8 protein-coding genes are annotated in these 12566 nt (G+C 56.4%); all 8 read left to right on the plus strand.

Annotation, left to right across the window (positions count from 1 at the left end):
• Positions 1 to 132 precede the first annotated feature (132 nt).
• The 8 genes from fdnG (at position 133) to KRAC_RS08500 (ending at position 12197) form a co-directional block, all read left to right on the plus strand.
• Entirely contained in the window at positions 133 to 3330 is a 3198-nt protein-coding gene (gene fdnG, locus KRAC_RS08465; RefSeq protein WP_274532087.1) for a formate dehydrogenase-N subunit alpha, read from the plus strand.
• Positions 3320 to 4348 carry a 4Fe-4S dicluster domain-containing protein gene (locus KRAC_RS08470; RefSeq protein WP_007906070.1) on the plus strand — a complete coding sequence of 343 codons (1029 nt, stop codon included), beginning with the start codon at positions 3320 to 3322 and terminating at the stop codon, positions 4346 to 4348. Before fdnG ends, KRAC_RS08470 begins: the two co-directional genes overlap by 11 nt.
• Before the next feature lie 17 nt (positions 4349 to 4365).
• Entirely contained in the window at positions 4366 to 5403 is a 1038-nt protein-coding gene (gene nrfD / locus KRAC_RS08475; RefSeq protein WP_007906071.1) for an NrfD/PsrC family molybdoenzyme membrane anchor subunit, read from the plus strand.
• Between the two features lie 214 nt (positions 5404 to 5617).
• Positions 5618 to 8299: a CDC48 family AAA ATPase gene (locus KRAC_RS08480; protein WP_007906072.1), complete on the plus strand. Its 2682-nt coding sequence runs from the start codon at positions 5618 to 5620 to the stop codon at positions 8297 to 8299.
• 429 nt (positions 8300 to 8728) lie between these two features.
• On the plus strand, positions 8729 to 9103 hold the full coding sequence (locus tag KRAC_RS08485) for a hypothetical protein (protein WP_007906073.1): 375 nt from the start codon (positions 8729 to 8731) through the stop codon (positions 9101 to 9103).
• Between the two features lie 30 nt (positions 9104 to 9133).
• Positions 9134 to 10903, plus strand: a complete 1770-nt coding sequence (locus tag KRAC_RS08490) for an ATP-binding protein (protein WP_169460872.1) — start codon at positions 9134 to 9136, stop codon at positions 10901 to 10903.
• A gap of 189 nt (positions 10904 to 11092) precedes the next feature.
• Positions 11093 to 11413, plus strand: a complete 321-nt coding sequence (locus KRAC_RS70970) for a hypothetical protein (protein ID WP_040442160.1) — start codon at positions 11093 to 11095, stop codon at positions 11411 to 11413.
• Positions 11385 to 12197, plus strand: a complete 813-nt coding sequence (locus KRAC_RS08500) for an RNA-guided endonuclease InsQ/TnpB family protein (RefSeq protein ID WP_040442163.1) — start codon at positions 11385 to 11387, stop codon at positions 12195 to 12197. The genes KRAC_RS70970 and KRAC_RS08500 overlap by 29 nt, the downstream gene beginning before the upstream one ends.
• Positions 12198 to 12566: the final 369 nt, after the last annotated feature.

Consider the following 12566-nt stretch of genomic DNA (forward strand, 5'->3'; position numbering starts at 1 on the left):
AACGAAACCAGCGCTATGCTACAATCCGTATAGAAAGAATATAGCGCTGGTTTCGTTACCAGTTTCAACACGCTTTTTTCACACCCTATCCACTGGCAGCAGCTTTGCACTTTTTTCAAAGGACAAATGAGAATGGATGAACATACTTCTCTGCCAAAGACGGTGCGATCCGCCTTTACCGAGCTTCTGCAAGTTGGCGCAAATACAAAATCCTTTAGCAAGGAGAGCCTGAGTAAGGCCCCACGTATCCGCGACGCCAAGCTTGTCCACAGTGTCTGCCCCTACTGCGCGGTCGGCTGTGGTTTAAATGTGTATGTCAAAGATGGCAAGGTTCTTGATATCGAGGGTAACCTCGAGAGCCCCATCAATCATGGCACGCTCTGCCCCAAGGGTTCAGCAACCTTCCAATACACAATTAACCCCAGTCGCTTAACCAAGGTCCTTCACCGCACGCCCTACAGCGATCACTGGGAAGAGGTCTCCCTCGACTGGGCCATGGAGCGTATCGCACAGTTGGTCAAGCAGACGCGCGACGAGACCTTTGTCGAACGCCTCGATGATGGGCGCGAGGTCAATCATACCCAGGGCATCGCCTCTCTGGGCGGGGCAACGCTGGATGTTGAAGAGAATTATCTGATCAAAAAGCTCCTCTCCGGCGGCCTGGGCATTGTATCGATTGAGAACCAGGCCCGTATATGACACAGCTCGACTGTGCCCGGTCTGGGTACAACATATGGACGTGGCGGCGCCACGTCATTCCCGCAGAATCTCGTTGAGAGCGACTGCATCTTAATCATGGGCAGCAATATGGCGGAGGCTCATCCTGTAGCATTCGCCAATGTAGTCAAAGCCAAGGAACGCGGTACGACGGTCATCCATATCGACCCACACTATTCGCGCACCTCGGCCCTGGCCAACCTGCACCTCCCCATTCGCGCGGGCAGCGATATCGTCTTCCTGGGCGCGCTGATTCGTCATGTGCTCGAAAGCGAGTCGTACTTCAAGGAGTATGTGCAGCACTACACCAATGCCGCCATGCTGGTACGCGAGGACTTTCAAGATACGGAAGAGCTTGATGGGCTCTTCTCCGGCTATGACGCCGAGAGTGGGACCTACACCAGCCAGAAATCCTGGGACTACCAGCGCGATGAGCATGGCAAGCCCTTACAAGATCCCACACTTGCGCATCCCAACTGCGTCTTCCAGGTAATGCGTCGCCACTTCGCGCGCTATACCCCTGAGATGGTTGAGGAGGTCTGCGGCGTTCCCCGTGAGCAGTGGCTCCAGGTGGCCCAGGAACTCATTCACAACTCGGGTCGCGAGCGCACGACGGCGCTCTGCTACGCGGTCGGCTGGACACAGCAATCCAAGGGCGTGCAGATCATTCGCTCGGCAGCCATCCTGCAACTCCTGCTGGGCAATATTGGGCGTCCCGGGGGTGGCATTCTAGCCCTGCGCGGTCATGCTTCTATCCAGGGTTCGACCGACGTCCCGACGCTTTATGACCTGTTGGCAGGCTATATGCCTCAGCCAGCAGCCATGCCTCAAACACAGACCACTGAACGCCTGGAAGGGGCTCAGTCGAGTACGGCGCATGTGCCAGCCCAGAATACGCTGGAGGAGTATATTGCCACCTCCGGGCAGAAGACAGGCTGGTGGGTCAACTTCCCGGCCTATATCAAGAGCCTGCTCACCGCCTGGTATGGCGAGGAGACCGTCCTTGATCAGGAGAGCGATAGCGGCTATCGCTACCTCCCCAAGATTACTGGCGACCACTCGCACCTGGCCACGACCTATGCCATGCTGGATGGGAAGGTCAAGGGCTATATCCTCTTTGGCCAGAATCCAGCCGCGGGCAGCACCAATGCGCGCCTGCAACGTAAAGCCTTGCAGCAGCTTGACTGGATGGTCGTGCGCGATCTGTACGAGGTGGAGAGCGCCGCTTACTGGTATAAGGGTCCCGGGCCGGTAGATCCTACGCAGATCAAGACCGAGGTCTTCTTCCTACCTGCCGCCGCCTCTACCGAGAAGGAAGGCTCCTTTACCAATACCCAACGCCTGATGCAGTGGCGCGATAAGGCCGTTGATCCTCCTGGGGATGCGCGCTCGGATCTCTGGTTTGCCTATCACCTGGGCAAGCGCCTCAAAGAACTCTATGCCGAGAGCAAGGAGGCCAGAGATCGTGGTCTGCAAACGCTCCTCTGGGACTATGAGCGTGGAGAACCCGAGCCGGGTTCGCGCATCCTTGATGAACCCGATGTCCAGCTCGTCTTAAAAGAGATCAACGGCTACTACGTGCGTAAGCCCGCCAAAGAGGGGGAGCCTGTCGATGAGCGCGCATATACGCTGCACGACGCGCCTCACGTGCCCAATTTTGTGGCGCTCAAGGCCGATGGAAGCACGGCCTGTGGCTCCTGGATCTATAGCGGCGTTTATCCCGAGCCAGGGAGGAACCGCGCGGCCTCCCGCACACCTGGCGGTCCCACCAACCTGGAATGGGGTTTTGCCTGGCCCGCCAACCGCCGTATTCTCTATAACCGTGCCTCGGCTGATCCCCAGGGTCGTCCCTGGTCGGAACGGAAGAAGTACATCTGGTGGGACGAAGAGAAGCAGCAGTGGACTGGCTATGATATCCCCGACTTTCCTGTAAACAAGCGGCCAGACTATGTTCCGGCCCCTGACGCCACGGGAATGGATGCCATTGCCGGTAGCGATCCCTTTATCATGAAGCCCGATGGGCGAGGCTGGCTCTTCGCCCCCTCTGGCCTCAAGGATGGACCACTGCCCACACATTACGAGGCGATTGAGTCGCCCGTGCATAATAAACTCTACAAGCAGCAGAGTAATCCGACCGCCAAGTACTTCAAGGGTCGCCCAGGCAACCCGCTCGCGGCAGTTGGCGATGAGCGCTATCCCATCGTGATTACGACCTATCGCCTAACCGAGCACCATGTCAGCGGTCCCATGACGCGCTGGATGCCCTGGCTTAACGCGCTTCAGCCCGCACTCTTCGCGGAACTCAGCCCTGAGTTGGCCGCTGAACGCGGCGTCAAGCATGGTGAGTGGCTGGTGATCAGTACACCACGCGGCGAGATTGAGGCACGCGCCATGGTCACACGCCGGATGCGCCCCTTGCGCATCCAGGGACGTCAGATTCACCAGATTGGTCTGCCCTTCCACTGGGGCTTCCAGGGCAAGAGCACGGGCAGCATCACCAATGATTTGACCCATATGGTGCTTGAACCCAATGTGAGTATTGAAGAGGCCAAGGCGTTTACCTGTAATATTCGCCCGGGACGCCTCCACGAGGAGGACTCGAATGGTCGTTGAAACCACACCCAACACAACACTGGTCCAACCCACCGTCGCTAAACGACGGTCGGGGACGCCTGTGCTCTTAAATATGTTCAAGCCGCTCCATAAGGAGACACCGCCACCACAGCAGGCAACGATGGGCTTTTTTACCGATACCAGTATCTGTATCGGGTGTAAAGCCTGCGAGGTGGCCTGCCGCCAGTGGAACCAGTTAACGCCGCCTCCAGCCCAGTGGAGCGGCTCCAGCTACGATAACACGACGCACCTTGGCGCGCATACCTGGCGCCATGTGCAGTTTATCGAGCAGATCGACCGCGTTGAACCCGCCAGCAATGGCCATGCTGGACAACCTGTCCCGGAGCTTCCACTCTTTGAGGTACAGACACTCGAAGATAAAATCGCCGCGGCAAAGTTCGAAGGCATCTTGCCTGAGACCCCACCCGGAACGGCGCTGCCCTTCTTCAATAATGAGCGCTGGCTTATGCGTAGCGATGTCTGCAAGCATTGCGCCAACGCTCCCTGCCAGGAGGCCTGCCCCACGGGCGCAATCATCCGCACCGAGTTCGATACCGTCTATGTGCAGCAGGATATCTGCAATGGCTGTGGCTACTGCACGGTTGCCTGCCCCTTCGGCGTGATCGCGCGCGACGATGGCGGAAGCCATACCGCCCATAAGTGCACCCTCTGCTACGACCGCCTGAAAGACGATATGGAGCCCGCCTGCGCCAAGGCCTGCCCCACTGACTCCATCACCTTTGGCGAGGTCGAGCAGCTCAAAGAGCGTGCGCGTGAGCGCCTGGGTGTCTTGAAGAAGCACGGGGTCAAGGAGGCACGCCTCTACGGCGTCGATGACCAGATCCTTGATGGTGGCCTCAATTCCTTCTTCTTACTTTTAGAAGAGCCTGAGGTCTATAACCTGCCTCGCAATCCAGCGCGCCCCATGAATAATGTGCCAGTCGCGTCTCTCTGGTCGATTCTGGCCGCGCTCGTGCTAGGCCTGGCGAGTATGCTCTTCTTTCAGCAGAAAGACTAGTGGAGTAGAGAGCTAACATGAACGATACAGACACGCTCTTTGAGCGCCTGGCCACGCTGACGACCGGGTATGAGCCTGATCCAGTTAAAGAGAGCCAGGAGCCAACCTACTATGACTATCCCGTGCTCACGAAATCCTTCTGGAGTACCGAGATTATCTGGTACTTCTTCTTTGGAGGTCTCGCGGCTGGCTGCTATGTTCTAGCCAGCATTGCCTCGTTTTTTGGTAGCAAAGAGGATCGCGTGGTAGTGCGCACAGGATACTACCTTGCGCTGCTGGCTCTGCTGCCCTGTCCACCGCTTCTAATCAAAGACCTGGGACGCCCGGAGCGCTTCTTACATATGCTGCGCGTCTTCAAAGTCAAGTCACCCATGTCCATGGGGACCTGGTGCCTGCTTGGCTTCTCCCTCTTTAGCGGTATAACCGCGACCATCCAGGCCGCACGCGATGGCCTGCTTGGCAAGTGGTGGGGAGCGCGTGTGCTCGCGGCCTTGCCCCAGAAGCTACTCGCGCTTCCTGGTGTCGCCCTGGCCTTCTTCCTGGGGAGCTACTCAGGCGTCCTGCTTACAGCTACCAGCATTCCCCTCTGGTCACGTGATAAGCGCCTGGGGGCAATCTTCCTCACCTCCGCCCTCTCCACCAGTGCGGCCCTGATCTCGCTTATCTTGCGCATCATAGGCGCGCCTACGCGGACTCTGCATAAACTGGAAAAGATTGAGTGGGTGGCTATGAGCCTGGAGGCTCTGGAGATCTTTAGCTTCTTACGCGGTTCTGGTCGGGCCGCACGCCCTCTCGTCGGCACTGGTCCCCAGGAGCAAGGTCGGCGTTTCTGGAGCTTTATGATAGGTGGTGGCCTGGTGCTCCCCTGGCTTCTGCAATCACTCACCCTGCTGGGTGGAAAGAAACCACGGCGCACGCGGGCGCGTGGTGGCAAGGGTCTACTCATCTCGCTGCTCGTGCTGATAGGTGGCTATTTCCTGCGCCGCACCATCGTCGAGGCTGGACGCACCTCAAGCGTCGATGCTCACACCACCCTCTGGAACGCGCGCCGCTAACCCTGAAGCAGAACCAGGAGCGCCCATTCTGCCATCTTTCGCGCTCCTGGCGGCTTTTCCTCCTCCTCCCCATTTTGTCTATGTAGCCCTTCCTGGTACCAGACGTTAGAAGACAATTCAACTTTTTTTGCGCACTTTCGTAAGCTACTACAGAGAGATCTGAATGTCTACGAAGCAAGAGTATTTTCGTGGCTGAGAAAGGGCTTTATATTCTATGGCGGAGTCACAGGACACTGGCAGCACTGAGCAGAATCGTGCTCCCCAAACCACTACAACAACCAAGCTTCCCAAGGAACAAGAACATACAACCGTACAGGCAACCACTACCCGCGGGACAACGCGGCCCCTTGATGCGCAAGAGGTCACTGAAGCGAGCAGTGATGCGCTCCAGCTCACGGTGATTGAGGGTCTCCAGGTCGGGCGAGGTGTCGCACGCATCGATCCATCACAAATCGCGCGCCTGGGCTGTAAAGCAGGGGATATCGTGATGATTACGGGTTCACGCACGACCGCGGCCAAGGTCGTCCCCAGCGCGCTCACTGATCGCGGCCAGCCCACTATCCAGATGGATAGCCAGGTACGGCAGAATTGCGCCTCTGGCCTGGGTGAGCGCGTGACGGTCCGCAAGGCCAAAGTACGCGATGCGGAGAAGATCACGCTCCTCCCACTAAGCGCGGGAACGCCAATCCAGGAGAGCGATCTGCAATACATCGCCCGCTACCTGGTCGGACTCCCTGTCACTATTGGCGATCTGCTGCGCATTGGCATGCCGGGAACCTCGCCACGCGAGTTCCTGATTATCAACACCTCGCCAGCCACACCCGCCTATGCGCTGCGCAAACGCGCCACCAGCGAGTTGCCCCCGATTGATCCACCTCAGCCAACAGCTGATGTTGAGGCCGTTCTGGTCCAACCAGGAACACTGGTACGAGCGCAGTCACGAGGCGCAACCAATCATGGTCCAGGGATTATCAGTTACGAGGATATTGGCGGCTTAGGCAAAGAGCTCCAGCGCATTCGCGAGATGATTGAGCTGCCCCTCAAGTATCCCGCCGTCTTTGATCGCCTTGGCGTCGAGCCTCCCAAGGGTGTCTTGCTCTATGGTCCTCCCGGAACCGGCAAAACCTTGATCGCGCGTGTCGTCGCCGCCGAGACCAATGCCGCCTTCTTCGTCATTAATGGGCCTGAAATTATCAATAAGTTCTATGGAGAGAGCGAGTCGCGCCTGCGTTCAGTCTTCCAGGAGGCCCAGCGCCAGGCTCCCAGCATTATCTTCATCGATGAACTTGATGCCCTGGCTCCTAAACGTGCCGAGAGCGGCGGCGAGGTCGAACGGCGCATCGTAGGACAGTTGTTGGCCCTGATGGATGGCCTGGCCTCTCGCGGCCAGATCGTGCTCATTGGCGCGACCAACCAGCCCAATGCTCTGGATCCCGCCATCCGCCGCCCAGGTCGTTTTGACCGCGAGATCGCCCTGCGCGTTCCCGACGTACGCGGGCGCACAGAGATCCTGAACATCCACAGCCGGGATGCCGCCATGGCCAGCGACATCGACTTTGCGCGCCTGGCACAACTGACGCCGGGCTTTGTAGGTGCTGACCTGGAGGCGCTCTGCCGCGAGGCCGCCATGATTGCCTTGCGACGTGTGCTTCCACATATCGATTATCAGCGAGGCTACATCCCCTATGAGACCCTGATCAACATGAGTATTACCATGGCTGACTTCCAGGCCGCGCTCCGCGAGATCGAACCCTCGACCACTCGCGAGGTCTATGTCGAGGTCAGCGAAACATCATGGGATGATATCGGTGGTCTGGAGGATATTAAACAGAACCTGACCGAGGGGGTCGAGTGGCCCCTGCGCTATCCCGACATCTATGCCAATGCCAAGGTCGAGCCACCACGCGGCGTCTTGCTCGCGGGTCCTCCTGGATCGGGTAAAACTTTGATCGCCCGGGCACTTGCCAATCAGTGTGAGGCGAATTTTATCTCCATCAAGGGGCCAGAACTGCTCTCGAAGTGGGTTGGTGAATCGGAGAAAGGCGTACGCGAAGTCTTCAGGCGTGCGAAACAGGCCGCGCCCTGCCTGGTCTTCTTCGACGAGATCGATGCCCTCGCACCCCGCCGTGGCAGCGGCATGGATGGCAACGTCGGCGACCGCCTGATCGCCCAGCTACTCACCGAAATGGATGGTATTGAGGGGCGCGAAGGCGTCATCGTCCTGGCGGCAACTAACCGCCCGGAACTCATCGATCCTGCGATCCTGCGCCCGGGACGCTTTGACCTGGTCGTTGAACTGCGCTATCCCAACGAAGACGAGCGCCGCATGATCTTTGATGTGCATCTGCGCGGTCGACCCATTGCCTCTGAAGTGACCAGCGAAGAGCTGGCGCGTCTCACCGATGGACGTAGCGGCGCGGATATCGAGGCCATCTGTCGGCGCGCGGCCCTCCTCGCCCTGCGCGAATGGATCACGCCCCAACTCAATACGCTGCAACCAGCGACTGTTCCAGCTCAAGCAGCGGCGACGGCCGATGTCACAAATGCGCTACACGCAACCTCTGCCAGCTCTAATAGCCTGGCCCTGCTTCCCACCCAGGATACTACCCAGTTCCAGATTCGCGCCGAGCACTTTGCCCTCGCGATTGATGAGCAACGCGATCGCTATGATGTTCAGGAAAAGGCCGAGGAGAAACAGACCAAGCTTGAGAAGGGGCGCGAACGCTTCCTTGAGATGGCCGCAGGCCAGGACCGGCTCTCAAACCTGCCAGCCCTGTCAGGCGCAGGCACATCCATGCTAGCCCTGAGTAACCCCATCTTCTGGGTACTCTCCCTTCTGCTCATCCTGGTCATCGTCGCCGTCGTACTCTTACTACACGTCTCCGGACTCTTCTAACGAGGATACTAGAAGCATACAACACGCGAACTTTTGCCCAGGCTAAGGATAGAAATCCAACCTCGCCCAGGTTAAAGGATGGAATGCGGGATGGCAGCCGGGGGCTGCCATCCCGCATTCCATCCTTTAACCTGGGCGAGGGCCGCAGGCGCGAGAAGTCAAGCACACACCTTGGTCCACTATTCCATTAAAATAGTAGCACCTAGTAGCACCCACAATCTCATCAAAAGAATAGTCTCAACATTTTTCATTGTGCATCTATCAATGTTTCTATAGCATAATTTGAAAAAAGCCAGAAGAGACTAAAAGGCTGTGTATAAGCCAGAAAGCGGCTCAAGCATTGTAAGTACCATACACTTACAATATATAGGCAACTATGCTATAATAAAAAAGGAGAGCGTTTTTTTCAACAGGTGAAGGGAGCGAACAGTGTCATACTTACCTGACAACTCCTCTTCCATCTCTCGTGAGCAAGTTACTGAGGCATTCCTGAAGGCCATCAGCCTGATTGACAAGCGAGTCTATCCCTATCTGGGGAGAGCGACCACGCGCGTGCTGGTTCAGGGAGCTGCCAAAAGAGTTATGGATAAACATCCCTTCCTTGGGTGTCTTATTAAACGGCCTTATACCGATATTCATCCATCTGCCATCCAGGAAGAACTCTCAGGCGTCACCCCAACCGAGCTCGCCATCGGTCTCAATGACCTTCTTGACGAATGCTTCGCTGGCTTACGAGAATTGACAGGAGACCTTATTGTGCCACACCTGCACGAGGAAGTAACCCAGCAACTACGGCAACTCTAGTAGCAGCAAGGAAAGAGCATGGAGAGCAGCGTGCAATCGGAAATGCAATCCCAGGCAGGCGCGATTCGCTCTTCCACTGGACAGAACGCGGATCGCCTGGTTCATATCCGTGAAGAGATAGTATATCTCAATACTATCGGAAAGCGCTTCGTTGCGGCGTTTGATCGCTTTCAAGTCCACCGTGCCCTGCTTGCGGCCCTACAAGAGATCTATAGTTTCACTGCCTGCTGTATCTTGCTCAAAGGCCCTCCCAACCAGCTCTTCATTATCCCATCCTATCCCCTGAGCACACCCTTGCTCGAAGCCATGATTCACCGGATTACCAGCGCGGCTCATGTCATGGATTTTCCCCATATCGATGAGAAACAACTCGCGGCAACCGCCTACCTGGATGCCCCCGATGAACTGGCACAACCTCGCGCGCGAAAAGGCGACTCAGGAGAGACCGTCGGCTCTTGCCTCAACATCCCTTTAACGGTCGAAAGCCACATCATCGGACTGCTTAGCCTCTTTGATGAACAGCCCGGCGCCTTCGACACCAACCTGCTCCAGCTTACCGCGATGATCGCCGATTATGCCGCTATCGCACTGGAGAATGTGCGTCTACGCGAACGGGAGAATGCACTCTGGCGACAAGCAGAGCTTGAGCGCCAGCGCCTGGAGTTGGTCATTCGCAGTATGGCTGAAGGCCTGCTGATCACCGATGCAGAAGGGGCGGTTACCTCCCTCAATCAATCCGCCAGGCATATGCTTGGGCAAGCGAATGTCCATTTTCAACTCAACATCCCCCTGCACGAACTGGCTAAAGAAAACGCTGTTCCCTGGCTCGAACGCCTGGCAGATACTGCTCAAGAAGCCCTGCAAGGGAAAACGGTGACGAATCAAGAACTCTTTATTGGCGAGGGTAACGAAACCGTACCATTGACGCTCCATGTGAGCGCCGCACCACTCTATGCCGCAGATGATGTCACTTCTCCCCCGATAGGGATTGTGGCCGTGCTCAACGATGTGACCTCGATGAAACAGGTTGAACGCCTGAAAGATGAGTTTGTCTCCGTCGTCTCACATGAGCTACGCACTCCGCTAACAGCGATCAAAGGCTATACGCAACACCTGGTACGACGCGTTGAACGACGCCTGCGCAAGCTACGTGGCACGCCTCCACAACTCAATCCTCTGCCCACACCCGAGCCGCCTGAGAGCTATGACTTGCGCAGCCTGAACATCATTCAGAGCCAGACAGAGCATCTGGAACGCCTGGTCAATGATCTGCTGGATCTCTCACAACTCCAATGGGGCCAGCTACAACTACAATACGAAGAGTTTTACCTGACCGACCTGCTCAATGAATATGTCCATACCATCCAAAATAGCGCCGAGCAACATACACTCTACCTGGATATTCAGACACGTGATACACGTATCATTGCCGACCGCAAGCGGATTGGACAGGTCATCGGCAATATTCTGGATAATGCGATCAAGTACTCCCCCAATGGAGGAAAGGTTACTGTACGCCTGCAAAGACAGCAAGGGGAGTTCCTGGTGAGTATCATTGATGAGGGCATTGGGGTTAGTCTCGAGCACTACGACCACATCTTCGAACGCTTCTACCGCGTCCACAACACCTCAACCCAACAATATTCGGGCATCGGGCTGGGTCTCTTTGTGACCAGAGAAATTATCACGCGGCATGGAGGACGTATCTGGTTTACGAATAATCAACATATTGGCACAACCTTCTACTTTACCCTGCCACCAACCACGCGCACGGCTTCGCACGAACTGCGCAACCACTAGAGAGTGTAGGGTCCATGCTGGTATGGACTTGAGGCCCACGCTTCTCGTTGGCGTGCTCGCAGACCAATAAACCACTACCCCCACCAGAATTGCGGCAAGGGTGCCCTCGGCTTGAGCCGTAGAGAGGAATTGCCGCGAATGCCACAGGTACAATTGGACACTACTACCGTTTAGTGGTAAAATGTGTGTATGCAGATACAACGAACCGTTCCCATTGTTATAGAGCCTGACAGCGACCTTGAGCACACTATTGATGGGTTTCGGGAGGTGCAACATGCCCTCTCTGAACCGTGTTTCAATGGTGGGAAACCTCTTGGTGCTCTCGCGTTGCAACGGGCGTGTTACCATCAGGTGAAAGGTTCGCTCTCGGCACAAATGACGATCTCTGCTATTCGTCTTGTCTCCGCCGCCTATGCTTCTGGAACGTCCAACAAGAAACCTGCACAACGCCCCTTTCTCTTCAAGAAAGCCCGCCCGTGCGTTGTTCCTGGTCGGAAAGCGTGGGCGTGACGCTGATTTTCGCAGGGACGGCACCCTCTCCATCTGGACCGTGGCGGGGCGCAAACATCTGACCTACTCCATTCCTCAAGACTTCAAGACCGCCTTTGAGAAAGCTCTTGAGATTGATAGCCTTACGGTCATCAAACGCGACGGCAAGCTCATTGGGCGTGTGACGCTCACGCTCGACGCCCCAGAACCTCAAGGCATTCTCCCGGTAGGCATTGACCTCAATGAGACAAATGCCCTTGTCGCCGTTGACCCCGATGGGCGCACCCTCTTTGTGAGTGGGAAAGACATCAAAGTCAAAAACCGACGTACCGCCAAGACCCGCACTCGTCTCCAGCGCAAACACGCGACCCGTAAGGCAGAGAAGAAGGATACACGCAGTATTCGGCGTCTTCTCAAACGGCTTGGTCGCACACAACGCAATCGTACCCGCACCTTTGCCCAACAAACAGCCAAGCACCTGATCACCTTTGCCCCTGAGAATGCCGTGCTCGTCCTTGAGGACTTGCATATGCCCAAACCAGAGAAGGGCAAGCTCAGGGGCAAGGCACTTCGACGTCGAATGTCGCTGTGGCAACGACGCCTCATCCGCACCTGTGTGGAGAACAAAGCACAGGAATGTGGGCTGAGTGTCACTCAGGTAAACCCTGCCTACACGAGTAAGAATTGTTCTCGTTGTGGCTTGCGTGGGATGCGCAAACGTCATGCCTTCTCCTGCCCTCACTGTGGTCACACGGACCATGCTGATGTGAATGCGGCGGTAGTGCGCCGTTTCGGCGTACATTAAATTTCTTCCGTAGGAAGATGGGGTTGAGAGTGATAACCTCAAGGACATTCGGCCTACTTGGCGAGGAAACTCAAAGAGGAAAATAGCATGTCGGAAAAGCGGTTAAACGCGAAGGTATGTAGTGTGATGCACCGCGAGTCCTGTACGTATGGTGAAACCTAGACTGGCTGAACCTCAGTTTCCAGTGGTCTAAGCATTGGCTCATCGCAGCATACCTGTGGCGATGTCATTGGAATACACGCCTTTTCAGTGCGGGCGTGGAATACTCTCTCCAATGAACGACCAGTAATGAACTGGCTCAAGGAAACGAACGAGGCACCTAAACGTACTTAACGTTTGATGTGCGCAAATGCGGGATCGTCTACGGGT

This window comes from Ktedonobacter racemifer DSM 44963 (genome assembly GCF_000178855.1).
Classification (GTDB): Bacteria; Chloroflexota; Ktedonobacteria; order Ktedonobacterales; family Ktedonobacteraceae; genus Ktedonobacter; species Ktedonobacter racemifer.